The organism is Leptotrichia sp. oral taxon 498, from assembly GCF_002240055.1.
In the GTDB taxonomy this organism is placed as follows: domain Bacteria; phylum Fusobacteriota; class Fusobacteriia; order Fusobacteriales; family Leptotrichiaceae; genus Leptotrichia; species Leptotrichia rugosa.
Genome location: NZ_CP016753.1, coordinates 2022715 through 2047947 on the forward strand (window position 1 = coordinate 2022715; position 25233 = coordinate 2047947).

At 27.9% G+C, this 25233-nt stretch carries 25 protein-coding genes; 7 read left to right on the forward strand and 18 right to left on the reverse strand.

Annotated elements, in window-relative coordinates; all coding sequences use genetic code 11:
* Positions 1-5: 5 nt before the first annotated feature.
* From yqeH to BCB68_RS09990, 14 genes are all read right to left on the reverse strand, one after another.
* Positions 6-1121, reverse strand: coding sequence for a ribosome biogenesis GTPase YqeH (gene yqeH, locus BCB68_RS09915; RefSeq protein ID WP_094080632.1), 1116 nt, complete (start codon positions 1119-1121; stop codon positions 6-8).
* 24 nt (positions 1122-1145) lie between these two features.
* Entirely contained in the window at positions 1146-1979 is an 834-nt protein-coding gene (locus BCB68_RS09920) for a glycosyltransferase family 2 protein (protein WP_094080633.1), read from the reverse strand.
* A 42-nt stretch (positions 1980-2021) separates the two neighbouring features.
* Positions 2022-2795, reverse strand: coding sequence for an endonuclease/exonuclease/phosphatase family protein (locus tag BCB68_RS09925; RefSeq protein ID WP_094080634.1), 774 nt, complete (start codon positions 2793-2795; stop codon positions 2022-2024).
* 159 nt (positions 2796-2954) lie between these two features.
* Entirely contained in the window at positions 2955-3722 is a 768-nt protein-coding gene (gene trpA, locus BCB68_RS09930; RefSeq protein ID WP_094080635.1) for a tryptophan synthase subunit alpha, read from the reverse strand.
* A complete protein-coding gene (trpB, locus tag BCB68_RS09935) occupies positions 3715-4908 on the reverse strand; it encodes a tryptophan synthase subunit beta (RefSeq protein ID WP_094080636.1) in 1194 nt (397 codons plus the stop codon). Before trpB ends, trpA begins: the two co-directional genes overlap by 8 nt.
* 109 nt (positions 4909-5017) lie before the next feature.
* Complete coding sequence (locus BCB68_RS09940; protein WP_237048635.1) at positions 5018-5698, reverse strand: phosphoribosylanthranilate isomerase; 681 nt, start codon at positions 5696-5698, stop codon at positions 5018-5020.
* A gap of 45 nt (positions 5699-5743) precedes the next feature.
* Entirely contained in the window at positions 5744-6484 is a 741-nt protein-coding gene (locus BCB68_RS09945; protein ID WP_094080833.1) for an indole-3-glycerol phosphate synthase TrpC, read from the reverse strand.
* Between the two features lie 362 nt (positions 6485-6846).
* Positions 6847-7050, reverse strand: a complete 204-nt coding sequence (locus BCB68_RS09955) for a DUF3791 domain-containing protein (protein WP_068154129.1) — start codon at positions 7048-7050, stop codon at positions 6847-6849.
* Positions 7043-7303 (reverse strand): hypothetical protein, encoded by a 261-nt coding sequence (locus BCB68_RS09960; protein WP_015769084.1) that lies wholly within the window; start codon positions 7301-7303, stop codon positions 7043-7045. The genes BCB68_RS09955 and BCB68_RS09960 overlap by 8 nt, the downstream gene beginning before the upstream one ends.
* Positions 7300-7779, reverse strand: a complete 480-nt coding sequence (locus BCB68_RS09965) for a DUF3990 domain-containing protein (protein ID WP_094080638.1) — start codon at positions 7777-7779, stop codon at positions 7300-7302. Before BCB68_RS09965 ends, BCB68_RS09960 begins: the two co-directional genes overlap by 4 nt.
* A gap of 133 nt (positions 7780-7912) precedes the next feature.
* A complete protein-coding gene (locus BCB68_RS09970) occupies positions 7913-8311 on the reverse strand; it encodes a DUF5301 domain-containing protein (protein ID WP_068154132.1) in 399 nt (132 codons plus the stop codon).
* A complete protein-coding gene (gene trpD / locus BCB68_RS09975) occupies positions 8283-9914 on the reverse strand; it encodes an anthranilate phosphoribosyltransferase (RefSeq protein WP_094080639.1) in 1632 nt (543 codons plus the stop codon). Before trpD ends, BCB68_RS09970 begins: the two co-directional genes overlap by 29 nt.
* A gap of 119 nt (positions 9915-10033) precedes the next feature.
* Positions 10034-11356, reverse strand: coding sequence for a chorismate-binding protein (locus tag BCB68_RS09980; protein WP_094080640.1), 1323 nt, complete (start codon positions 11354-11356; stop codon positions 10034-10036).
* 634 nt (positions 11357-11990) lie between these two features.
* Positions 11991-12521 (reverse strand): hypothetical protein, encoded by a 531-nt coding sequence (locus tag BCB68_RS09990; protein ID WP_094080642.1) that lies wholly within the window; start codon positions 12519-12521, stop codon positions 11991-11993.
* A gap of 309 nt (positions 12522-12830) precedes the next feature.
* On the opposite strand from BCB68_RS09990, the gene BCB68_RS09995 reads away from it, so the two are divergent.
* The 7 genes from BCB68_RS09995 to BCB68_RS10025 all read left to right on the forward strand — a co-directional run bounded on the left by BCB68_RS09995 (position 12831) and on the right by BCB68_RS10025 (position 19729).
* Positions 12831-13658, forward strand: coding sequence for a YlmH family RNA-binding protein (locus BCB68_RS09995; RefSeq protein ID WP_237048636.1), 828 nt, complete (start codon positions 12831-12833; stop codon positions 13656-13658).
* Between the two features lie 15 nt (positions 13659-13673).
* Positions 13674-13853 carry a hypothetical protein gene (locus BCB68_RS10000; RefSeq protein ID WP_094080643.1) on the forward strand — a complete coding sequence of 60 codons (180 nt, stop codon included), beginning with the start codon at positions 13674-13676 and terminating at the stop codon, positions 13851-13853.
* A 22-nt stretch (positions 13854-13875) separates the two neighbouring features.
* Positions 13876-14133 (forward strand): hypothetical protein, encoded by a 258-nt coding sequence (locus BCB68_RS10005; RefSeq protein WP_094080644.1) that lies wholly within the window; start codon positions 13876-13878, stop codon positions 14131-14133.
* 169 nt (positions 14134-14302) lie between these two features.
* Positions 14303-15505, forward strand: a complete 1203-nt coding sequence (locus tag BCB68_RS10010; RefSeq protein WP_094080645.1) for an AAA family ATPase — start codon at positions 14303-14305, stop codon at positions 15503-15505.
* Complete coding sequence (locus BCB68_RS10015; RefSeq protein ID WP_094080646.1) at positions 15483-16082, forward strand: retron system putative HNH endonuclease; 600 nt, start codon at positions 15483-15485, stop codon at positions 16080-16082. The genes BCB68_RS10010 and BCB68_RS10015 overlap by 23 nt, the downstream gene beginning before the upstream one ends.
* Before the next feature lie 27 nt (positions 16083-16109).
* On the forward strand, positions 16110-17915 hold the full coding sequence (gene pepF / locus BCB68_RS10020) for an oligoendopeptidase F (RefSeq protein ID WP_094080647.1): 1806 nt from the start codon (positions 16110-16112) through the stop codon (positions 17913-17915).
* A gap of 35 nt (positions 17916-17950) precedes the next feature.
* Positions 17951-19729 carry a DUF4153 domain-containing protein gene (locus BCB68_RS10025; protein ID WP_094080648.1) on the forward strand — a complete coding sequence of 593 codons (1779 nt, stop codon included), beginning with the start codon at positions 17951-17953 and terminating at the stop codon, positions 19727-19729.
* 178 nt (positions 19730-19907) lie between these two features.
* On the opposite strand, the gene BCB68_RS10030 is transcribed toward BCB68_RS10025, so the two are convergent.
* The 4 genes from BCB68_RS10030 to BCB68_RS10045 all read right to left on the reverse strand — a co-directional run bounded on the left by BCB68_RS10030 (position 19908) and on the right by BCB68_RS10045 (position 25231).
* On the reverse strand, positions 19908-21494 hold the full coding sequence (locus tag BCB68_RS10030) for an OPT/YSL family transporter (RefSeq protein WP_094080649.1): 1587 nt from the start codon (positions 21492-21494) through the stop codon (positions 19908-19910).
* 324 nt (positions 21495-21818) lie between these two features.
* On the reverse strand, positions 21819-24251 hold the full coding sequence (locus BCB68_RS10035; RefSeq protein ID WP_094080650.1) for a TerD family protein: 2433 nt from the start codon (positions 24249-24251) through the stop codon (positions 21819-21821).
* A gap of 192 nt (positions 24252-24443) precedes the next feature.
* Positions 24444-24851: a hypothetical protein gene (locus BCB68_RS10040; RefSeq protein WP_094080651.1), complete on the reverse strand. Its 408-nt coding sequence runs from the start codon at positions 24849-24851 to the stop codon at positions 24444-24446.
* 23 nt (positions 24852-24874) lie between these two features.
* Positions 24875-25231 (reverse strand): hypothetical protein, encoded by a 357-nt coding sequence (locus tag BCB68_RS10045; protein ID WP_094080652.1) that lies wholly within the window; start codon positions 25229-25231, stop codon positions 24875-24877.
* Positions 25232-25233: the final 2 nt, after the last annotated feature.

Here is a 25233-nt window from a genome sequence, read left to right on the forward strand (position 1 = left end):
ATTTTTTAATTTTTTTTTGACTTAAATATTGCTTCTCTCACAACGACTTTAACCGCTTCTGGATACACAATTTCTACTTTTAACGTTCCTCTTTTGACATTAATCCAGCCAAGTCCTGCAATTACAAGCTCTTCATTTTCTTTAACTTCTATAACTTTTGTTACAAATTTATTTTCAAAATATCTCTCCTTTTCACTTTTGGATAAAATTTGAAAAAAATCTCCTTTTAATAAGTCAGAAACTCTTTCTTGACGCGTCACATGAAATTTCACATTTTTTGAGCTATACGCTGAAAATATTGTCTTGTACCCCAAATTTGCTTCCAAAATCTTAAATCTACAAAAAACATCAAACATAAATACTTGATTTTCTTCAAGCTTAAACGTCTTTCTTGAGATTTCTCCAGCTGGAACCAATTTTAACCCAGATTCCACGCTTATTAAATCAGAAACTCTGCCAACTGGAATAAGTCCAGGTGTGTCTACAATTGTAATCTGAGTGTCTGGAACTTTGTTATTTATTGATTTTAATGTCGTTCCAGAATATTTTGAAGTTGTGATTCTATCATCTTTTAAAAGTAAATTTATAATCGAAGATTTCCCAACATTTGACACTCCTAAAATTGTCGCTCTCACTTTTTTATTTTTAAAAATATTATTTATTTTTCTGATTATACCATTTACGCCATATTTATTTTTAGCACTCACAAATGCAATATCATCTGGCACAATTCCCTCTTCGGCAAGTCTTGCTTTTACCCAATTTGAAATCTCTGTTGGATGAACAAAATCTGGCAATAAATCAATTTTATTAATCAAAACTATTGAATTGTAATCTCGTAAATAGTCCAGAACTTCATCGGTAAACGAACCTTCAAAGTCAATAATATCAAAAATTGGAAGTATTATGTCAGATTTTTTTACACTTTGTAAAACTTCTTTTCTGTAATCTTCCGAACTAAAATTATTTGTCAAATTTTGCCCATAATTTTTTATTTTATAACACCTCTGACAAAGCAAATTTTCTTGCGTCAAAAGTTTTTCTTCTGGGACAAATCCTTCTTTATTTTTGTCTTCACATTGCAATTCAATTCCACAACCAAGGCATTTTTTTGTTATCAATTCTTTCCTCTCTTTCCTCCATCATTACATTTTATACTTTTTATAACCTTCTCTTCTCCCTTTTAAAACTACTCTGTGATAATCCTTATTTTTCGTAATAAGCATTCCCACAAAGCTTCTAAAGATTTTTTTCCAATATTTAAAAATATACATTCTATTTTTTCTATATTTAACTTCTTTTTTTGCCAAAGCTCCAAATCCCAAAGCGTAGTTATATGCTCTCGTCAAATCACTGTAATTTCCTTTTTTTGCTGGATGAAAAATTATATCATTTGCAAAATATCTACCTTTGTAACCTTTATGAAGCAAAGTCAACACATAATCAGTTTCCTCGCCACTTCCATAAGTTGCTCCAACTCCCAGCTGCTCATCAAATAAAATTATTTCGTCCCTGTTATAATTCACAAAAAAAGTGATGGATTTTACAGTCGTATCAACATTATCAGGTGTAATATTCATATCTTTTGTTTCCATAACACCTGTTCCATAATTTTTCCCACGCTCAAGCGTACGGCATGAATAGATTTTGTAATTTTTTTTTCGCTTAAAAAAAGAAACTACTTTTTCTAGCGTATCGTCGTCATACTCACAATCATCATCAGGAAATCCAACTATTTCGCCATTTCTCAAAATAAGCCCTTTATTTCTATTAAGACTAAGCCCTTTTTCATCGCTTTTCACATATTTTATGTCAAATAACTTTTCATATCTTTTTAAAATTTCAAATACTTCATCGTGCTTATTCTGATCTATCACAATCAATTCAAAATCTTTAAATGTCTGTCTTGAAAGGCTATCCAAAAACAATATAAGCTCATCTGTGACATTTATCGTCGGCATTATCAAAGAAACTTTCATAAAAAAACTTCTCCTTTCAAATTTTTTTATTTTTCAATTAAATTAGCGAATATCCAGTACAGCCATATATGGAAGATGGTCTGATAATTTTGTCCAGTCTTGCGTGTTGTCATTTATGTAATAACTTGACTTAACTCTCCATTTATTTGACTTATTTCCAAAAATATAGTCAATTCTTGGTTTATCAAGCGATCTTATCTCAGGCGAACGAGTTTCCATATAAGTATCTTTCCAATTTTTCATCATTTCGCTGTAATAGCTTGTTGTCGGTAAAAAATTGAAATCTCCGCTTATAAATTTTATGTCATTTTTGTCAAAAAAACTTGTCAAAACTCCAAGTGATTCTATTTCCTCAGGTTTCATTTCCTGTTTAAAATCCAAATGTGTATTCATAATTAAAACTTTTTTCCCAAAAACTTTTTTTTGAATTTCAGCAATTATGAGCTGTCGTCTTTCCCGTCCCATCGAAGGCAACTCGTAGCTATAAATCTTTTCAATCGGATATTTTGAAATAAATGCAATTCCAAACTCACCTTTGTCATAATCCATTGCTTTCTGAAAATAATAATAGCCATATCCCAGCTCTTTTGCAATATCCGAAGTCACATCTCTAAAATTACTTCTCTGAGTGTTTCTGTCAACTTCCTGTAGTGAAACAAAGTCCGGTGAATACGGCTTTATACTCTGCCCCAATTTTTGTCCATTTGTAAGTCTAGCTCCGTAAATATTATATGTCATCAATTTTAATTCCTTTGCCGAAAGCATGATAGCGTTTGCCATCAAAAACAATGACACCATTTTTTTTATACTGCTCATTTTAAAATTACTTCTCCTGTTTTTTTATTATTATATCATTTTTTTTTATATTCGTAAAATTTATTTTTTAAAAATAAAAATGGAAGACCTTTTTAATTTTCTTCCATTAATTTAGTTATTTAGTTAATTTAGTAATATTTAGATTAATTTTGATATTTTTTATTTAAAAAGTTCATTTATCTTTTGTATAGTAAAATTTACATCATTTGATTTTGTGATCTCAACTATACTTGTCCCAACTATAACTCCATCTGCAAATTTTCTCATTGTATTAACATTGTCATTATTTTTTATTCCAAATCCCAATGACACAGGCAAATCAGTTTTCGTTCTAATATTTTCAATAAATTTTTCAAGTCTTGGTAAGTCAACTTGTTTACTTCCTGTCACTCCGAGCGAACCAATTGCATATACAAATCCACTTCCCCTAGATGCAACTTTTTCAATTCTATCCTGTGAAGTCACACTCACAAAAGGAATAAAATCAATATTATTTTTTTTAGCTTTCTCAAACAGTTCTTTAGCTTCCTCATAAGGCAAATCAGGAACCAAAAGTCCTTTTATGCCACATTCTACACATTTTTTAATAAATTTGTCAATTCCATAAGAAAAAATTAAATTATAATAAATTAAAAATACAAGCGGTTTTGTAACTTTCTCTTTCACTTCATTTATCAAATCAAATACTGTATCTGTTGTAACTCCAGCTTCTGATGCTGCAAAAGAAGCTTCAGAAATAAGTTTTCCATCAGCCAGTGGATCTGAATAGGGAACTCCAACTTCTAATATATCAATGCTTGTCTTATCCAAATTCTCTAAGAATTTTTTTGTAAATTCCAAGTTTGGATAACCTGCGACAACATAGCCAATATTTGTTTTTTCTCCATTTTGTCTTTTTTTCTCAAATACATTTTTTATACTATTCATTAACGTCATCTCCTCTCAATACTGAAAACACTGTATGCATATCTTTATCTCCTCGTCCAGATACATTTACAATTATAGTTTCTCTTCTATCTTTAGAAAGTGTCGGACAAAGTTTTTCCAGATAAGCAAGTGCATGAGCACTTTCTATCGCAGGTATTATCCCTTCTTTTCTAGTTACCAAAATTAGTGCATCCATCGCTTCTTTATCAGTAACCGGCGCATAAATTGCCCTTTTCATATCATGTAAATACGAATGTTCAGGTCCTATTCCAGGATAATCAAGTCCTGCTGAAATCGAGTGAACTGGTAAAATTTGCCCATATTTATTTTGAAGCACATAAGTTTTCATTCCATGAATAATCCCTTCTCTTCCAAGCGTCAACGTAGCAGCATGTTTATCCGTATCAATTCCAAGCCCCCCAGCTTCAACACCATACAATTTCGTAGTTTTGTCATCTAAAAATCCGCTAAAAATCCCAATCGCGTTACTTCCTCCACCAACACAAGCAATCACATGGTCAGCATGTTTCCCTAAATCTTCAATCTGATGTCTAGCTTCTTTTCCAATAATCGACTGAAAATCTCTAACAATCGTAGGATAAGGATGTGGTCCAACAACAGAACCAATTACATAAAATACAGTTTCAATCTCCGCAACCCAAGCCTGAATTGCCGCAGTAGTAGCTTCTTTCAATGTTTTAAGCCCATCTTCAACCGAAACAACTTTCGCTCCTAAAAGCTCCATTCTAAACACATTCAATTTTTGACGCTCAATGTCAACTGCTCCCATATAAACATCACATTCAAGCCCAAGAAGTGCCGCAGCTGTAGCAGTCGCAACCCCATGCTGTCCAGCCCCAGTTTCAGCAATAACTTTCTTTTTTCCCATTTTTTTTGCAAGTAAAACTTGTCCAAGCGCATTATTAATTTTATGTGCTCCCGTGTGATTCAAGTCCTCTCTTTTCAAATAAATGTCGTGGTTGTAATAGTCGCTCAAACTTTTTGCATAATAAAGTGGCGTTTCTCTTCCAACATAATTTTTCAGCAAATCTTCAAAATTTTCATAAAATTCCTTGTCATCCTTCAATTCATCGTAAGCTTTTTCCAACTCAAATAATGCCGTCATTACCGTTTCTGGAACAAACTGCCCTCCAAATTCTCCAAAATATGCTTTTTTATTTTCCATAGTTACTCCTTCTATTTTTTATTAAATAATATTTTTTTAAATACTTTTTATCGGTATATCTTGACTCCTTAATATATAAATATCGCTATTACCTAATTTTTATTTTAACTTAACTTTTTACAATTTCAATTATTTTTTCTACTAATTTTTTATTTTTTCTGTTATCAATTTCAACTTTGCTATTTACATCAACTACCGCTGGTCTATAAGATATTGCTGCTTCCACATTTTCTGTTGAGATTCCTCCAGCTAAAATAAATGAATATGGACTCACTTCCTTTAAAATTTGCCAATTAAAAGTTTTTCCATTTCCACCCGCTTTTTCGCCTTTTGTTTCAAAAAGTGGATATTCGATAAATGATTTATAATCATTGATATTTGGAAGTTTATTTTTCACAGCAAAACTTTTCCAAATCACAGTTTTATCTTTAATACTTTTTACATCATTTTTCAAATCATTCAAATAATTTTTATGAATTCTCTCAAGCGCTTTTCCCAGCTCTTCACAATATTCCGCTGTTTCATTTCCGTGAAGCTGTACAACATCAATTTTAAGCGTTTCCACAATTCTCACAATATCTCTAATCATTGCATTTACAAACACGCCAACGACTTTTTTTTCATTTTTATGCGCAATTTTTACAATTTGACTTGCAATTTCAATATTCACTTGCCTTGGACTTTTTGCAAAAATACATCCAATATAATCAATGTCAAGTCCTTTTAATTCTTCCATTTCCTCAATCGACCGAATCCCACAAATTTTTAGTAAAGTTTTATTCTTTTCCAACGCATCTCCTCTCAATTCAATAAATTCAAAAATTTATATTATTTTTTAAATTTTTTCAAAATTCAAATTTCCTCTCATAAGCGCTTCCCCAATCAAAAGACCATCAACTCCAATAGTTTTTGCATATTCCAAATCATCTTTTGTCATAAAACCGCTTTCTCCAACAAGAATAAGTTTTTCTTTCATTTCAGCTGGAATTTTATCTACCAATTTTTTTGTTGTCAAAATATCCACTTCAAAAGTATCAAGATTTCTATTATTCACTCCCAAAATTTCCAAGTCAGGTATCTTTAAAGCTCGTTCCAACTCAACCTCATCATGAATTTCAACCAAAACATCAAGCTCCAAATCATGTGCCAATTTATGCAACTCACACAAAGTCTTATCATCCAACATTCTCACAATAAGAAGTATTGCCGAAGCCCCTAAAAACTTAGCATGCGCCACCTGAAACAGAGTATAAATAAAATCCTTCCTCAAAATCGGCATTTCTGGAAATTTTTCCCGAACAATTTTTATAAACTCATTCTCCCCTTTAAAATATTCTTTTTCTGTCAATATCGAAAAAGCTGCAACCCCTTTATCCACATAACTTTGAGCTTGTTTTAACAAATCAAAATCATCTTTTGCAATTTTTCCCTTCGATGGAGAAGCTCTCTTAATTTCCCCAATAATCTGAATTCCTTTTTGATTAAGTGCCTTTTTTAAAGATGGTTGCTTAAAAGACTTTAATTCTTCTTCAAGCTGTATATCTCTTTTAATTTTTATTTTTTCTAAAATATCCATATTTTCCCTTTCAATAAAATATAATTTTATCAATAAACTTAATAAAAATTCCCAACACGATTACATGTGTAAAAAAAATTATTATTTTTAATTTAATTTTATATTTTTTTCTTTTTTCTTTATCTTTAATTCTATTTATTTTTTCAAGCGTTTTAAAACTGAAGTATATAATTATTATTTTAAATAAAATCCAACTTATAGGAAGATTCCAAAATCTATTTTTAATCGTATTATTAAGGAGATCAGTCAAAATCCATAAAGGATCTACTGGAACATAAAATAAAAAAATAATTATAGATATTATGTCAGGTACTATAAAATACCTCAAACATTTTTCTTTATATAAAGTTTTTATCATATTTTCAATTTCTCTTACTTTCTATAATTTTATCAATATCTTCAAATGCGTTTTCTAAAGTTTCCGTATGATATTTTTCGTACATACTGTATATTAATTGTGTTATATTAAGTTTATCCCATTCTTTTAAAATATCACTCGCATTTTTATTTTTTTTATCTGCATATTTTTCCAATAAATATATAAAAAAATTCATTTCTTTAGACATAGTAATCATCTCTCATATATAGTGAATTTCTAGGATTTCCAGTTACCTGCTCATTTTCCCACATATCAAAAATTACAAGAGGGCTAAAATCCCACATTTCTAATTCAAAATTTGAAAGCATTTTATATGTTTCTGAATAAAAAAACTTTCTTAACGCTTCCATTTCATTAAAACCGTATTTTTCAACAATTAATCTTATGATTTGAGTATCATATTTTTCCAATATATCTGAAAAAATTGTTTTCATATTCATAATTCCACCTCCAAAAATTTTAAATATTTAAGAGCCTTTTCTGTTTTAAAAGTATACTGATCTTTAAGATTTTGAGGTAAAAGTCTTTTTAAAGCCTCGTTTTCATCGTAGATTCCATTTAAATAGAGATTGATAACAGGCATTGTATTATCGTTTGCAACAGGTCCTATTATAATATCCCAATTTTCATTATTTATTATATTATTGCTCCTATTTTGAGTAACAAATTTAAGCCATTCTCTATTGGCTGATTCAAAATATAAAACTTTCAAATTCTTTAATTGCTCCTTGCTTATTTCATACACGGAAACTGTTGCAATTCCTTGTTGTCTCCGTTTTTGAGTCAGCTTTGCCCATTTTTTAGCCTGTTTAAAATCCGAAGTTAGATAAAAACCATATCCAAAATCTAAGAGCCTAGTATTTGTGATAATTCTAGGATTTTTTACTTTGACATTACTTCCATGATACAATTTCACTTAATCACCCTTTTTTCTTATTTTTTATAATTTTAGGAAAACTAAATAATTTTTATTAGAAAAATTTTAAATTTAAATCCTTTTTATAACATAAATTTCAAAATTATATTTTTTTCAGTTATATTTTACAATACTATTTCACTATTTCTAACAATTTATTATATTGAATTTTGTTTATTAGATAAATAGCATTATACGGAACTTCTACATAATATTTTTTATCATTCTCATAAATATAAACATTTAGTTCTTCAATTTTTAACAAATAATATTTTTCTAGATTTGGAAAATCATTTACAGATTCTGTTCTGCTTCTCAATTGTTTCAATATTTTTACAATGTCATCTATTTTATTAGGAGAATTTATATCTTTAATTTTTCTCTCTTTGCTAAAAACTTCTATTCTAGCAATTTTTTCAGGATTAAAATTGATTTTTCTTGTACTGGTACTATAAAGAAAAAATCCTAAAATAGCCAATATTAAAGTTACTAAAATCAAATACTTACTTTGTATAGTTTTCATAAAACTCATAAACCTTCCCACTCTCAATCGCTTCCAAAATCAATTCTTTTGCCTTTGCAGGATGATCCACCATATTTGCAGTATAAAGTCCAAACATCGCATTTAATACAACTATATCGAATTTTGCTGATTTTTCTTCACCTTTTAATATTCTTTTTAAAATTTCAGCATTTTCTTCTGCTGTTCCACCTTCGATTTCAGAATGAAAAGCCCGTTTAAAGCCAAAACTTTCAGGCGAAATTGTATATTCTAGAATTTGATCTCTTTTTACTTCGATAATTTTTGTATCGTCACAAATCGTAATTTCATCAAGTCCATCATTTCCACGAACAACCAACGCATGTTCTCTTCCCAATAATTGTAATGTTTCAGCGTACAATCTATGAACAGGTTCGTGATAAAGCCCAACCAACTGATATTTTAATTTTCTGTTAGGATGCAACAAAGGCCCTAAAACATTGAAGACAGTTCTTATTCCAAGCTCTCCTCTAACTTCTCTCACTTCTCCCACCAATTTATGGAAAAATGGCGCATGGAAAAAGGCAAGATTTTTATTTTCAAGTTTATTTATTTGATTTATCAAATTATTTTCAAGCGGTACACCCAATTTATCCAATACATCGCTACTTCCACTCTTACTTGAAACCGCACGATTTCCGTGTTTTGCGACTTTTATGCCCATCGCTCCCAAAATAAATGCCACTGCTGTAGAAACATTTATCGTTTTAAATCCATCTCCACCAGTCCCACAAACATCTATCATATCACTTTCATCCTCAAATGTCGTACTGTAAGCCAAAATATTTTTTACAAAAGCCGTAAGCGACTCTGGATAAAGACTTTTTTCTGAAATTAGTACAAGAAGTGCTCCCAGTTGCACAATATTGTAGTTCTTGCTGTCAATGATTTCACAAATTTCCCTAAAATCAGAATCTGTAAGCGAAATATTGTCTTGCAGTTTCTTCAAATATTTTTTCAAACTTTCATTTTTTTCCATATTTTTTAACTCCTTTTTTATCTCTACTTCTCTTTTATTTTTATTATCAAGTTTTACAAAATTTTCTATTATTTTTTTACCATATTCCGTAAAAAATGACTCAGGATGAAATTGTATTCCATAAATGTCTTTATTTTTATGTTCAATCGCCATAATTACGCCATCTTTTGACTTTGCTGCAACGATTAAATCTGGACTTAGTGTATCTTCATCCACATAAAGTGAGTGATAACGCATTACATTAAACTTTTTAGGTAAATCACGAAACAATTTTGAATTATCGTAAAGAACTTCAATTTCTGAAGACTTCCCGTGCATTGGATTTTCCATTCTTTTTATTTGTGAACCAAATGTATATCCAATCGCTTGATGTCCCAGACAAATTCCTAAAATTGGAATATCTTCGATTTCTTTCAAAATCTCAAGACAAACTCCGCTATCTTTCGGATGCTTTGGTCCAGGCGACAAAACTATTTTACTTGGATTTAATTTTCTAATTTCTTCTATCGAAATTTCATCATTTCTCACTGTTTTAACTTCTTCGCAAGACAGCTCCTTTAAATATTGCTCCACATTAAACACGAATGAATCGTAGTTATCTATCATTAAAATCATATTTTCTCCTATTCTACAAAAAATTTTTTTATTTGCAAAATTTTATTTTTTTGATTTTTTATTTTGAAAAAATTTTATTTCTTAAACTTTTTTATAACTTTAATTACAATTTAAAAAAACTATATTTTTTTGGCATTTTTTTCAAAAACCCCTATAATAGACGCTCTTTTATTGCAAATTTCCTTGTATTCATTCTCTTTTACTGAGTCAAACACAATTCCCGCTCCCGCTTGAATAAACACAGTTCTTTTTTCATCAATCTTATTAATATCGCAATTTTTATTTTCAAAAAACGCTGTTCTAATCACAATCGCAATTTGCACATCTCCATTAAACCGTAAAAATCCAATTCCTCCGCCATATACATTTCGCTTGTAAATCTCAAATTCTGAAATTATCTGCATTGCACGAATTTTTGGTGAGCCAGAGAGCGTTCCAGCAGGAAGAGCAAGGGAAATCACGTCAAATACCGACACATCTTTTCTTTTTTTTCCATAAACTTCTGACACAATGTGCATAACATGCTGATAATTTTTAATGTGCATAAGATTTTTTACCACGACACTTCCTTTTTCCGCAAATTTTCCCACGTCGTTTCGAGCCAAATCCACAAGCATTCTATGTTCAGCACATTCTTTTTCGTCATTTAACAAATCATTTGCCAAGAATACATCTTCATTGGCATCTTTTCCTCTCGGACGAGTTCCTGCAATTGGAGCGATATAGATGTTATCCGATGTAATTTCAACTAATATTTCTGGACTTGAACCAACCACATCTCCATATTTTGTTGGGAAATGGAACATATACGGTGATGGATTTGCTTTAGACAAATATCTGTAAAATTCTAACGAATCCATATTTGTTTCTAACTTCAACTGTTCACTCAAAACAACTTGAAATATATCTCCAGATTTTATATATTCTTTCGCTTTTTCAACTATTTCATAAAAATGATTTTTTTCATCATCTAAATTTGTCTTAACAGAATAATAAATTTCTTTTTTATTTTTTAATTTTTCTTTTGCTTTTTCTTGTTTTTCTTCTTCTTCTTTATTTTTTTCTTTTAAATTATCAAAATATTTTTTATTTCCGTAAAATGAATAATCTTTACTCACTTTTGAATAGTGCAAATAAGCCTTCGCATTGGCAAAAATGAACTTTGGAAATTCAAACTGAGAATTTTCAACATTTTCTATTTTTTCAAAATAATGAATACTTTCATACGCAAATGTTCCAAAAAGTCCTGCAAATGGCGCAATTTTTTCTCTTTTGGAAAGTATTTCATAGTAATTTTTCAACATTTTGAAGTCGTATTCATTTGAATCTAAATAATTGCAGTCAATTCCAATAATAATTTGTCTTTCGTCTTCTGCAAGATACGAATTTGGAAAATTTTTTCTTATAATTGAATAATAATAAATCGGTTCTTTTGTAAACATAATTTATTTTTCCTTTCTTTGATTGTACGAATATTATAAGGCAAAATCTTTATTAATATTTTTCTGTAATTTCCCATAAAACACTTTATTTATAGTGAAGTAAAAATTTTAAAAATTATTTTTAAATATCAAATATTTTTTATTTTCCAATAAAAATTTTTTTAGATTGATTTTTTTAAGATTTAAAAATAAAATTTTCTTATTTGCCGTCAGATTTTTACTTTCTGTAATTTTACTAAAATTTGTAAAATAAAAATCCTTTAAACCACAAATGTAGAATAAAGGACTTAAAAAAATAAAAAACATTGATAAATTTTGTTCACCAATGTTTTTTTTATTTTATATTTTAGCAATTAATTAATAAAATTATCCCGAATTTATGGCGAAAAATATTAAATTGTATTTAAAATTTGCCACCACCATAATAATTTTACCATCTTAATCACTCCTATTTTTTAATTTTTTATTTGTCTTAGTATACAACATTTTTTTTAATTTGTAAAGTCTATTTAAAAAATTTTTTATTATTTTTGAATTATTATATAAAAATAAAAAATGGCATAGTAGCTAAAATACTTTATAAAAAAGGGAATTTCTATTATTTTTACTATGCCATTTTTTTTAATTTTTGTTTTTACCGAATATCGGGATGTCTTTCTGGTCTATTTAATAACTGAACTAATTTACTTGATTCCTCTTTTGTTAGTTTTTTGCTATTTATTGAATTTACCAAAGAATCAATTTCTTCTTTAGATAATCTAGGTCTTGCATTTTTATCTGCTTTTTTGCCTTTAAATTTTTTCTCAAATTCTAATTTACATTCTTCGCTCATTTTATCATCAGGTTTAGGACCATCAAAATGAGGTTTAATCAACTGAGTTAAATTTTCAGCTTCTTCATCTGTCAATGTTACTGCACCTTTTTTTAATTTTGCTTTTAAACTTTCAATTTCTTCTTTTTTAACTATTTTAACTATTGTTCCATCTGGAGCAATCATATTTCCATTTGCATCTTTTTTTAATTCAAGTTTCTGCAGCGGTTTGCAATCCGCTTTTTTATTTACAGTTTCATTCGTATTTGAAGCTCCTACTGCAACTCCTGCATAAACCGACAGTGAAGCTAATAAAGCCATTCCCATTATTCCTTTTTTTCCTAATCTTTTCATAATATATTCTCCTTACCAATCAAAATATTTTTGATTTATTTATTTCTTATTTTTTCAACATATGTATAGTATCATTTATTTTTGACAAAAAAATGAAAAAATTGTGTCTTTTTTGTGAAATTTTAAAAATTTTTTTTATATCCTGTTTTATCACAGAATAAAATATTTAGCGATAAATAAAAAAATGTTGAAGTTAAAATTTTTACACTATTCCTACTTTATCTTTTAAAGAAAAAAGCTGGACTAATTCAAAAATTTTGTATATAATTTATTAAAAGAAAGAAAATTTAAGAAATTAAAAAATGAATAATGGGAGAATATTTAATAAAAAAAATTATGAAAAAAGAAATATTTTTAAAGCAATTTTCAAAAGAGCTGGAATATTTGGCAAGTAAACTTTTTAATGTTTATGAAATTGCCAGCGACTATGAAATAATAAGTTATTCTGAAGAATTTTATACTCCAAATTTTTGGAAAAAGTTTCAAAAAAAGGCAAATGGTCTAAATGTGATTACAAATGGCATCTTTGAAAACAGTGATAGACGACAAATCGCTTTTGTTCCCGATAATTTTATACCAAAAAATAACGAAGATTTTGAAAATTTTTTTGATTTTCCACATAAACTACTAAAAATTTCGATTGCTTCAAAATTTAAAGAATACAGGCATAAAGATTTTTTAGGAAGTCTTATGGGATTAAATATAAAAAGAGAATTAATGGGAGATCTGATTTTAGAAAATGGTGCGGGATATATCCCTGTTTCAAATAAAATTGCCGATATTATTTCAAATGAGCTTACACAAATTGGAAAAGCACCTTGTACAGTCGAAATTGTTGATTTAAAAGAAATAAAAAATTTACCGAAATACAAATATGACGACAAATTAATTACAGTTTCATCAAAACGGCTTGACAACATAGTCTGTGCAATAACAAATATTTCAAGGAACAAAGTTATAGAACCAATTGAAAAAGGAAAAATCTTAGTCGATTACACGAAGGAAACAGACAAATCAAAATTGATTGAAATTGGAAGTCTGATTACAATAAAAGGATTTGGAAAATACAAGCTTTTTTCTGAAAAAGGGGAAACAAAAAAAGGTAAAGAAAGACTTCTTATAAAAAAATATATTTAATAGGAGATGAGAATTATGAGAGATGTAACACCAAAAGGAAATTTAGAATTATTTTTAAAATGTTTAGGAATAGCTGTCGGAGCAGTTGCAATTATAGCACTTCTAAAACTGGCATTTTCAGTATTTATGTCGGTTGCTGGATGGATTATTCCGATTGCAATAGTGCTTTTTATTTATAAAAAATTTTTTGATTGATGAATAATAAAAAACAGGAGAAATGATTATAAATGAACAATTAAAAGAAATTTCGCTGCAAGAACAACAACATTTTATCGAAAAAGCTGATAAAATGTTATTTTTAAACAAAAATCTTCAAGAATTATCCCAAAAATTTCAAAGATTATTAACTAGAAAATTTGAATTAGAAAAACTTACGACAAAATTACAAGATTGGTATTTACTTAAATTTTCTGAATTTGTAAAAGAATTGAAAAAATCGAAAATAAAATTATCTTTAAAAGAAGAGATGGAATAGGAAGAAATATTTTTAGAGAACAAGGAAGAAGCTGAGAAAATAAAAAATGAGATTGAAATGACGGATAAAGAAATTGATAAGATGGTTTATGAGTTGTATGGGTTGAATGAGGAGGAAATTGAGATAATTGAAAAAAGTTAAATAATTTATAAGAAAGGAGCGATTACAAATGAAAATAAAAAATCTTCACATAAAAGAATACAACGGACTTGAAAATTTAGATATAAATTTTGAGTCAGAAAGAAAAGTTTTGGATTTGGTAGTTCTGGTTGGAATTAATGGGAGTGGAAAAACTAGAGTTTTGGAAAGTGTATTAGATTTTTTTTATAAAATAGAAATGTTTTACAAAAGTCAAAATAAAATTGAATTATTTTATGAAGAAATAGAAAATGAAAGTATAAAAACAGCAGGAAATATTGATGTTTTTTATAATGAACTAAAAAATGGAGCAAAAGGAGCATTTCTTAGTCCAAAATATTTAGAAATTAAAAAAATATTGAAAAAATTTCCTAAAATAATTTATGTTCCAACTGAAATTAATTTTCAAAAAGTTCAAAAAGCTCAAACAAATTTGAAAAAAGAGTACAGTTTTATTAATATCGTAGATTCATACGAAATTAAGGATATTCCATCCTATATTGCGACACGGATTTCAAAAGTTGCGAATGAAGAAGAAAATTTGACGATGGGACAGGTTAGAAAAAAAGTTTTTGCGGAAATTAATGGGATTTTTGAAATTTTGGAGTTGGATGTGAAACTTTCAGAAATATCGAAAGATGAGAACAGTATGCCGATTTTTACTGATTCTAGTGGGAAAAAATTTGGAATAAATGAACTTTCTTCTGGGGAAAAGCAGTTATTTTTACGGACTTTGGCGATAAAAATGCTGGAGCCTGAAAATTCCATAATTATGATTGATGAGCCTGAATTGTCGTTACATCCGAAATGGCAGCAAAAAATTGTTGATGTTTATAGAAAAATTGGTAGAAATAATCAGATTATTTTGGCAACTCATTCGCCACATATTTTAGGAAGTGTGGAAAAAGAGAATATAATTTTATTGGAAAAAAATGAAAATGGAATTGTAAAAGTTAAAACGGGAGATGAGTTTGGAAATTCATATGGACAGACTACAGGAAGAATACTTGAAGATATAATGGGGTTAGAAACAGATAGAAATCCTAGCGTGAATAATTTGCTTAATTTGGTAAAAGAAATGGTTAAAAATGGTAATTATGAAAATTCTGAATTTAAGGAAAAATATACTAAAATAAAGGATATTTTAGGAGAAGATGATAGAGATTTATTTTTGGTGGATATGGATTTACAAATAAAAAAGGGGAGAAAAAATGCTGAAAGTAAACAAAATTAGTGAGCCTGAGTTTTTTAAAGAATTTAAGAGGAAAAGTAAATTAAAAAATTGGAAGGATTTTGATTATGAAATAAAGACTAAATTAAAGAAATATATGCTTGAAAATGAACAGAAATTCGATGGAATCTATTTTTGTCCTTATTGTGAGAGGGAGATTAATGTTGAAAAAAGTCAGATTGAACATGTGAAACCAAAAGATAAATTTCCTAAATTGTTTCATGAATATAAAAATTTTTTGACAGGCTGTTTGGAAAATCAAACTTGTGGCTCAATTAAGAAAAATAAGTGGGACGATAATTTTATAAATCCAATTGAAATTGATCCGGAAAAATATTTCGAGTACAGTATTAGTACAGGTGAGATAATTCCTAAATATGAAACTGGAATAAAGTACAAAATGGCAGTAAAAACGATAGATATATTAAACTTAAATCATAAAAAATTATGTGAAATAAGAAAAACCATGATTTTGGAAATTTTAAATGTGAATATAGAAAATATAAAATACATCAATAAATTTCCAACACTAAAAAAATTTTTAATCAAAAACATAAAATTTTTATCTAAAAATAAATAATAAATAAAAAAATAGGAGGAAAAAAATATGGAAAGAAAAGACATACCAAAGGAATATAAATGGAATTTAGGCGACATTTATGAAAATTATGAAAAATGGAATGAAGATCTTGAAAAAATGGAAAAAATTCAAAAAGAACTTGTTGGATATAAAGGAAAATTTGACAATGAAGATAAACTTCTGGAATTTTTGAAAAAGCAGGAAGAGTCAGAAAAAATCGGTTACAAGCTTTATAGATACCCACAACTTGCAAGAGACCTTGACTCATCAGATAAAGAAGCAACTGAAAATATGCAAAAAATTCAGTTTTTGTTTGCAAAAATGGGAACGGAGCTCTCTTGGGCAAATCCAGAACTTATTGAAAATAGAGAAAATATTGAAAAATGGATTCAAAAAAAAGAATTTTCAGATTACAAATTTGGACTTGAAAACTTGTTTAGACTGCAAAGTCATGTTTTGGACGAAGATAAGAGTAAGCTGCTTTCTTATTACAATTCATATTTTTCAGCGCCTAGAAGTATTTATTCTGAAATAACAGTAACTGATGTAGAATGGCCTTTAATTAAACTAAATAATGGTGAAGAAATTCAGGCGACAGCTGCTAATTATAGTAAAGTTGTGTCTACAAATAGAAATCAGGAAGATAGAAAATTGATATTTGAAAATTACTACGGCATTTTTGAAAAAAGAAAAAATACGATTGCGGCAATTTATAATTCAATTTTGCAAAAAAATGTAGCAAGTTCAAAAGCCTACAATTATAAATCATTTTTAGCTAGTGCCTTAGAAGATAACAACATTCCCGAAGATATTTATTTGAATTTGATAAATACTGCAAAAGAAAATACTGCACCGCTAAAACGATATATAAAATTGAGAAAAGAAATTTTGGGCCTTTCTGAATATCATAACTATGACGGTTCGATAAATCTTGTTAAATTTGATAAAGAATATGAATATGACGATGCTAAAAAAATTGTTTTAAATTCAATTGTGCCGCTTGGAAAAGATTATACAAAAAAAATGGAAAAAGCAATTTCACAAGGCTGGCTTGACGTATTTGAAACTCAAGGAAAACGCTCGGGAGCTTATTCTGCTGGAGTTTACGGAGTTCATCCATATATGTTATTAAATTACAACAAGACTCTTGACAGTGTATTTACATTGGCACATGAATTAGGACATACTTTACACACATTGTATTCTCAAGAAAATCAACCTTTTTCAACATCAGATTACACAATTTTTGTAGCGGAAGTGGCATCAACCTTTAACGAAAGACTCCTACTTGACTATATGCTTGAAAAAACGCAAGATCCAACTGAAAAAATAGCGCTTTTGGAACAGGAGATAAGGAATATTACAGGAACATTCTATTTTCAGGCGTTACTTGCTGACTACGAATATCAGGCACACAAATTGGCGGAAACTGGCCAGCCAATTACAGCTGATGTTTTGAGCAAGATAACAGAAGATTTATTTAAGGCTTATTACGGCGACGAAATTGAAAGAGACGAACTATTAAGTATTTTCTGGGCAAGAGTGCCACATTTCTTTAATTCATCGTTTTATGTGTATCAATATGCAACTTGTTTTGCTTCATCGGCAATACTTTACGATAAAATGATAAAAAATGAAGATGAAAACACTAGAATTGAAGCACTAAAAAAATATATCGAGCTATTAAGTTCAGGTGGAAATGATTTTCCAATGAACCAATTAAAAAAAGCAGGAGTAGACTTGAGTAAAAAATCTACAATTGAAGCAGTTTCCAAACAACTTGACAGTCTCCTAGATAAATTGGAAGCTGAAATAAAAAAATTGAGAAATTAAAATAAAAAATTTCAAAAATATAAGGAGATGATTTTATGAAACTTAAAGAAAAATTTAAAAACTTGTTTCCTGATATGAAAAAGGGAATAGAAAGATTTCCAGTAACTGTGATATTTGGTTTAATACTTTTTATTGTAACAATATTTTCAATTGAAGGCAGCTATTATAAGCTAGAAACTTGGATAGAATATTTAATCATAGCGATACCTTTTTCTGCAACAGTTGAGCTTATAAGAGAAAAATATTTTGAAAATAAAAATCGTAAATTCTTTAGAGCTATCAATTTTTTTGGAACAATTTTGTTTATTTTTGTTTCAAAAATGTTTTTTAAAAATTATTTTGCGGGAGAAATAATTAATATTACCACTACAATATTGATTTTTTATGTGCTTTTTTATTTGATTCCGATTGTTTACAGAAATGAAAACAGAGAAAAATATTTGCAGTCAGTTGTTGGAAATCAAATAATTACAATAGGTTTTGCTTTAGTTTTATTTTTAGGATTTTCTGCCATAATAGGCACAGTCGATGTCCTTCTTGTAAATCTTTCACACACACTATATATTCATGCTCTCGTGTTTTCATCGGCAGTTTTCGGGGTAATATTTTTTGTATCAAGATTAAAAGAAAAAGATGAAAGTCTTGAAAATTATGCATTGCCAAAAATTGTGGAAATTTTAATCTGCTATATTTTAATACCATTAATCTTATTTTATACAGCAATTTTATATTTATACTTTGCAAAAATTATATTTACACTAAAAATGCCAAAAGGAGTTGTGTCGCACTTAGTTTTATGGTATACAGCTTTTAGTCTGTTTATAATAATTATGGTAACTCCAATAACTTTTAAAAATAAATTTGCAAAATTTTATAAAAAATTTTTTCCAATGATTTCAGTACCGCTTATTCTACTGGCACTTTTTTCAATAAACGAAAGAATTTTTCAATATGGAATAACAGAAAATCGATATTTAGTGGTAATTCTTGTAATTTGGCTGTTATTTAATATGATTTTGTACATTGTAAAAAATGATGTAAAATGGGTACTTATTTCATATATTTTTGCAATTTTAATCGCAGTATTTAGTCCATTTAACTTGGTAACTGTTTCTATAAACAGTCAAAATAAACGGCTTGAAAGACTTCTTATAAAAAATGGAATTATTCAAAATGGAAAAATTACAAATAAAAATGATAAGGTTTCCATAAAAAGTAAAAATGAGATTATGTCAGTAATAGATTATTTTTACAACAATACTTCAGAATTAAAATGGAAAAAAATAAAAATTTTAGGAAAAACATACGAAAAGCCAGAAGATTTTATGAAAGTAATCGGCGCTAACGACTTCTGGAGAAGCTATGAAAGTATTGACAATCAAGAAAAAGGCGTTATTTCTGAAATTAGTTTAAAAATGAATGATGGTATTAAAATGACTGAAGCAAAGGGATATGATTACTTAATATATGATTTTAGCGTTTCGTATCTATTGGATGCAAATGAAACAAAAGAATTTGACAACGAAAACTATAAAGTAGTATTAAAAAATAAAAATTTAATGATTAAAAATATTCAAAAAAATATTGAAGTATTAAATATTGATTTAAACAAAATTGCAACTGAAGTCTATTTAAAAATAAAAGAAAAAGCTAAAAAACAAAATCAAAGTTACGTCGAACTTCCTGAAAATGATTTAACTTATTTATCTGAAACAAAAAATTCTAAATATAAAATTGTATTTAGCGACATTCATTTTAGTGAAGAGGATAAAATTGATGGTTTGAATATAAATATTTATTTTAGTGAAAAATAAGATTTTTTGAAACCATAGATATTTTTACATTATTTATTAAAAATCAATTTTAAAAGGGAATGTTTCTCTTATTTACGAAACACTCCCTTATTATTTTAATATCCTTAACCTACTTTTTAGTGTTCTAAACTTCTCAATTCACAGACTGCAAATATTTTTACACCAAATTAATATTTTTTTAACTTATAAGCATAATCAAGCTTAAAAATGTTCCGACCAGTACTTCTCCACCCATCAATCCATTTGAAAATAATAACATTCTGCCATAAAAACTTTTTGAAATCCGATTTGCTAAAAAACTTAACATACCGCCAAAAAATACTGTCAATGTAAAACTAAATGGCATATACATTCCTATTCCAAAAATTATTATATTAAAATTGAAAAATTTTAAAATCGCTCCTATTAAAAATCCTGTAAAAAATACTTTCAAATGCGGAATTTGATTTATAGAGTCCAATATAATTGAAATTTTTAAGTTGGAACTAGCATATGATAAAGTTTTTTCTGATGAAAAAAATAAAAGAAATAAAAATGTTATTATAAAAGAGCTGGCAACTGCCCCTATCATCTGTGCCAAAAACTGTTCTCTTGGATTGATTCCAACTTTTGTGCACATTTTAGAATTATTTAAAATATCTCCTGCAAAAGAACTGGCAACAGTTACAATACATGCCATTAAAAATAATATCAAAGTTGTTAGTCCCACAACATATCTTTCTCCAGAAATATTTAGTCCATTAAACAGCTTATTTAAAAATGATATTAAAGAAATTGTCACAATGGCATTGATTTCTATTGGATTTATTCCTGTTTTTCCAGTTGTATAACCAGAGATTACTACGGCAAAAATTACTAAAAACATCGAAAGTATTGATAAAAACAGCGGTATTTTATAAATCATATTCGTGAAAAAAAGAAAAAAAATTGTCAAAAATAAAAGTTTTACCAAAATATTTGAATTTTTTTTAAAATTTTCAAATGTAAACGTCTTAAAAACTATACAAAATCCTATCCCAACTAAGATTCCCATAGTCAAACTAAATTTTACATTTGCGAAATCATCTATTTCATAAAATTTTGAAATTAAATCTGAAATAAAATAAACTAAAATTCCTCCCAAGAACCAGAGAAAAGTTTTTGAAAGCCCTAAAATATAGCCTATTCCGACTAACATTGGAGAAATATAAAAATTAAGACCATTTTTTAAGAAAAAAACTGTTGGAACTAATGGTTTACTTCTAGAAAAATTGGCATCCCGCAGAATGGTTACGATTGAACTCATTCCCACTCCAAATCCAACCGCTCTGGAACTTTGAATGTTTTTTCCAGAATTTATCACATTAAAAGTGGCTTCTCCAACAGGAAATTCGAGTTTATCCTCTTCTAACATCTTGGCTCTAAAAATATATGACACAAATCCACCCAGGATGCTTCCAACTAAAACTGTAAAAAACATTGTATCTCTATTAATACTTTCAAGGCTTCCTCCAAAAAGAACATAAACTGGCATAGTAAAAGCTACCCCAGCCGCAATCGTGGTTCCACTTCCCATAATCATCTGGGTAATCGCTATTTCTTTGTCATTTGTGTTTTTTAGAAAATTTAGAATTAATATGGAAATTGTTGTAACTGTAATTGAGGACCAGGTTAAAGTTCCAAATTTCAATACCATGTAAAATGCACTAGATGAAACTAAAACTGCGCCAAGAACTCCCAAAAGGATGGAAGTGATTGTTATATTTAATTTTTTCCCTTCAGCCATACCAAGCTTTCTCCTTCTTTAGTATAAAAATATTTTATAAATAAAATTGCTGTATGAATTATTCACAATTTTGTCAAAAAGAAAATTTTAAAGTAAGAATAATTTTTTACAGCAATTTTTTACTTGTTATTTTTTATTATTTTAAAATTTAAACAAAGATTATTGTGTGAATTATTCATATTAAGGTCTGAAAGGAAATCCATATTTCAGGAATTCCTCTCCGATTAGCACTTTCGTGCTCTACAAAGTTCAGAAGTAGGAATAACTTTTTAACAATAATCTTTAGTTTATTTTAACATAAAAATTAACACTTATCAAGTTTTTTTAATAAAAATCTGCTAAAATTTGTGCAAGCGGAAGCGGATTGTTCACATCAATTTTATCAAATACGACATCTGCCACTTCTTTATCAAACACTTTTGTCCCTCTCGCTTTTACATTCATCTCAATCAAATCATGCATTGTCATATATTCTTTGTTTACAAAATATTTCAAAACATCTTCAAGATAAGCTATTTCATTATTTTGAAGCCTATTTTGCTCTCTATAATTTTCGCTGACAGGCAAATTCATATCAATCCAAATGTATTCAAATTTTTGTAAATCCACCAAAATTGTACTAGTTGTATAATTTTTTGACAAAATTTGAAAACCTTGACTAATTGCACTGCTAAACATATTTTCTCTATCTTGCGATTCTTCTTTTGTAAGTTCTAAAACTCCTGCAAATACGCTATTAATTTCCTTAAAATTAAACCCGTTGTAACTTCTAATAGTCATTAGAATGTAATTAATCCCTTTTTCCTTAATTTTTTTTAGATCACAAATATCAATAAATTCCAGTGCTCCAGAAGGTGCATCTACGATGTCTCCACTAAAAGCAAAACCTTCTTCAACCTGATTATAATATGCGATTGAATTTAAAAATTTAAACTCAGAATCAAAGTAAACGGCAGATAAATCAATATCTGTTCGGATTTTTAGGCCATCTTTTTCAAAATTTTTCCAGCCAACAAAAAATCTCAAAACCTCAGCTTCGCTGTTAAATTTGATTTTTGAACCTTTTGTCATTGGACGAAGTGAGATGTTGCTATCTTTTTCACTCGTTGTGACCACAATATTTTTATAACTCTCATCGACAAATACTTTTTTTAGCTCATCTTTTTCTTTTAATTTTTCTTTAATTCCATCTCTTACAACTTCCGCCAAGTCTTCAATCAATTCATTACTTAAAAATATTGTCTCATCTATTTTCCTCCAAATTCCTTTACTATTTACAACTCTTGGAATTTCCATCTGTAAATTTTTGATTTTTTCTTTCTCAAGAATTTCAAAAATTTCAATTTTACTTTTTTTCTCTTCATCATTTTTTCGATTTTCTAAATCAGATTCATTTTTCTGTTCTTCCTTGAAAACAAGATTTCTAAAAACATTTCTAATTTTTGAGCGTTTTTCAGGTGAAGATTTTTTCTCAAAAATTTCTTCCACAGTTTTTTCTTCTTCTGAAATTTGTAAGTTTTTGATTTTTTCTTTTTCAATTTCTTTATTTTTTTTAATTTCTTCCAATTGATTTTTTTTCTTTAAATTTAAAAGTCTGTCATAAAGTTGCAATAAAACCCTTGTATTTACATCTTTCATACATTTTTTTAAACCATCTATCAAAATGTGATATTGTTTTTTACTTGAAATATTCAAAAGCGACAAAATTTGTCTTGTATAATCGCCAGAAAATTTTAAATAAAGTCCAATAAATTTTTCTAAATCTTTATTTGACATATTTGAAATATTTTTTCTCACTCTGTCAAAATAACCTTTTGGTGTTTCATATTCAAATTTTGAAAATAACATATTCACAATTTTTTGAACATTCGGATATTTTTTTAAATTAATTTTTTTTGCATTCAATTTAAAAAACTTGTGCCACGGCTTTTTGTATCTTTTAATATCAGGAAAACTGTTTTTTATTTTATCCAATTTTTTTATAATTTGATCCAATTCTGTTCTACTAAAATATGCAAAATGAATATACTTCGTATTCAATTCTTCATTTGACAACTTTGCAATAAACCGTAAAACATCTGTTGCCGTGTCAAAATCTCCAATTAAAATCTTTCTTTTTTCCCAAACATAACTTGACAGCGTCGTAAGAGTTTCCTTCATCAAAATATTTTTAGAATATTCCTCCAATTCATCGCCAGAAAATCCATTTGACAAAAAACAGACATCTTCCAAATATTGACTGGACAAAGTGACATTGCTTGAAAGTAAATTATAAAACAATTTTTCAATATCAGAATCAACTACTAATTTTAAGTGAGAAAGTTCAACTAATTGAGCTGGTTCACTTTCTTCGTATTCAAACTTTTTTTTGTTCTTAAAACTTTCATGTTTTGGAACATAGCCAAACCAGTAATGAAGTATCTGATTTATATAAATATCCGCTTCTTCCATATTCATCACATCTTTCGGAAAATTTTTATAAAAAACTTCATATTCTTTACCTGACTTAAAATCTTCAATATTTTCCAGAATTTCACGGCACAAATCTATGGCATAATCCCTATCTACTTTAAAAATTATCTCTGCCAAGTCCTTTTCAAAAGTATATCCATATCCTTGAAATTTTTTGATGATCGTAGCCATCTCGGCAATACTCAATGTATTATTATTGCTCACTTTTTCAATATTTAGTTTTTGCTCTTGAACATAAACTCCGTTTAAATGTCGTAAAGTAATATTGTTTATTGATTTTATCATTCTTCTTCCACCTTTTAAAATAGTTTATACTTAATTATACTAAAAAGATTAATATAAGTCCAGCACTAAATTTTCTCTTTATTAAGAAAATATTTTATTTAATTTTTTTATTTTTAGTTTTTTAAAAAAAAGACTAGAATTTTTTATTTTTCTAGTCTTTATTTTAAAATTATTTTTTTTAAATTTTTTAAATTATTCTTTAAAATATTTCAAAATTTCTTGCATAACTTTATCTGACTTTAAAATGCTTGAATGACTTTCCCCATCAATTATTTTAAATTTACAGTTTTCCAATTTTGCACTTTTAACTGGAACCGCTCCGTCACTTTCTCCATCTGTTATTACCGAATATAACGGATTATTTGCTCTATTTCCAACCATGACATAACAGTTGTAATCTGGCTCTTTCAGATGATTTACAAAACTATCTTTTTGAACATTTATCTGTTTTATCGCTTTCCCCAAATATGGACTTAACAGTTCTGTAAAAAAATTTCCTGCCATTGAACTTCCGTGAGATGGTGGCGAGAGAAACACTACTTTTCCCAATTCTTCAAAAGTATTTTCTTGTAACTGGTATCTCAAAACGACTGAACCCATTGAATGAACTATAAAGTTTATTTTTAATTTTTTTTGTTTTCCGATACTCTTTTTTTATTTATTTCATTTAAAATTTTAATTTTTTTCTCAATTTCTGGCTCAATATATTTTTTTGCTATATCTTGAATTTCATCTTTAGTAGTTGGATACTGAATATTAACTCCTGAATATCCATTTTCCTCCAATTTTTTCTCAATATACTCCAAATTGTCCAATTTACTGTAAATACCGTGCATCAAAATAACAATATCTTTATCTGTCTTTTCAATATTCCCAAATTCTTCTGTCCTAAATTCATGCGTCAATATTCCAGCATTAATATTTATTGTTACTGACAATAAAAAAACAATTTTTAATATATAATTTTTTATATTTTTCATAT

Coding starts and splice junctions, on each gene's coding strand:
- BCB68_RS09995 (WP_237048636.1), top strand. CDS start 12,831: ATGGGAGAATATTTAATAAAAAAAATTATGAAAAAAGAAATATTTTTA.
- BCB68_RS09970 (WP_068154132.1), bottom strand. CDS start 8,311: ATGAGTTTTATGAAAACTATACAAAGTAAGTATTTGATTTTAGTAACT.
- trpB (WP_094080636.1), bottom strand. CDS start 4,908: ATGGAAAATAAAAAAGCATATTTTGGAGAATTTGGAGGGCAGTTTGTT.
- BCB68_RS10010 (WP_094080645.1), top strand. CDS start 14,303: ATGAAAATAAAAAATCTTCACATAAAAGAATACAACGGACTTGAAAAT.
- BCB68_RS09980 (WP_094080640.1), bottom strand. CDS start 11,356: ATGTTTACAAAAGAACCGATTTATTATTATTCAATTATAAGAAAAAAT.
- BCB68_RS10030 (WP_094080649.1), bottom strand. CDS start 21,494: ATGGCTGAAGGGAAAAAATTAAATATAACAATCACTTCCATCCTTTTG.
- BCB68_RS10005 (WP_094080644.1), top strand. CDS start 13,876: ATGATTATAAATGAACAATTAAAAGAAATTTCGCTGCAAGAACAACAA.
- pepF (WP_094080647.1), top strand. CDS start 16,110: ATGGAAAGAAAAGACATACCAAAGGAATATAAATGGAATTTAGGCGAC.
- BCB68_RS09955 (WP_068154129.1), bottom strand. CDS start 7,050: ATGTCTAAAGAAATGAATTTTTTTATATATTTATTGGAAAAATATGCA.
- BCB68_RS09925 (WP_094080634.1), bottom strand. CDS start 2,795: ATGAGCAGTATAAAAAAAATGGTGTCATTGTTTTTGATGGCAAACGCT.
- BCB68_RS09920 (WP_094080633.1), bottom strand. CDS start 1,979: ATGAAAGTTTCTTTGATAATGCCGACGATAAATGTCACAGATGAGCTT.
- BCB68_RS10015 (WP_094080646.1), top strand. CDS start 15,483: ATGCTGAAAGTAAACAAAATTAGTGAGCCTGAGTTTTTTAAAGAATTT.
- BCB68_RS10025 (WP_094080648.1), top strand. CDS start 17,951: ATGAAACTTAAAGAAAAATTTAAAAACTTGTTTCCTGATATGAAAAAG.
- BCB68_RS09960 (WP_015769084.1), bottom strand. CDS start 7,303: ATGAATATGAAAACAATTTTTTCAGATATATTGGAAAAATATGATACT.
- trpD (WP_094080639.1), bottom strand. CDS start 9,914: ATGATTTTAATGATAGATAACTACGATTCATTCGTGTTTAATGTGGAG.
- BCB68_RS10045 (WP_094080652.1), bottom strand. CDS start 25,231: ATGAAAAATATAAAAAATTATATATTAAAAATTGTTTTTTTATTGTCA.
- BCB68_RS10040 (WP_094080651.1), bottom strand. CDS start 24,851: ATGGGTTCAGTCGTTTTGAGATACCAGTTACAAGAAAATACTTTTGAA.
- BCB68_RS10035 (WP_094080650.1), bottom strand. CDS start 24,251: ATGATAAAATCAATAAACAATATTACTTTACGACATTTAAACGGAGTT.
- BCB68_RS10000 (WP_094080643.1), top strand. CDS start 13,674: ATGAGAGATGTAACACCAAAAGGAAATTTAGAATTATTTTTAAAATGT.
- BCB68_RS09990 (WP_094080642.1), bottom strand. CDS start 12,521: ATGAAAAGATTAGGAAAAAAAGGAATAATGGGAATGGCTTTATTAGCT.
- BCB68_RS09945 (WP_094080833.1), bottom strand. CDS start 6,484: ATGGATATTTTAGAAAAAATAAAAATTAAAAGAGATATACAGCTTGAA.
- trpA (WP_094080635.1), bottom strand. CDS start 3,722: ATGAATAGTATAAAAAATGTATTTGAGAAAAAAAGACAAAATGGAGAA.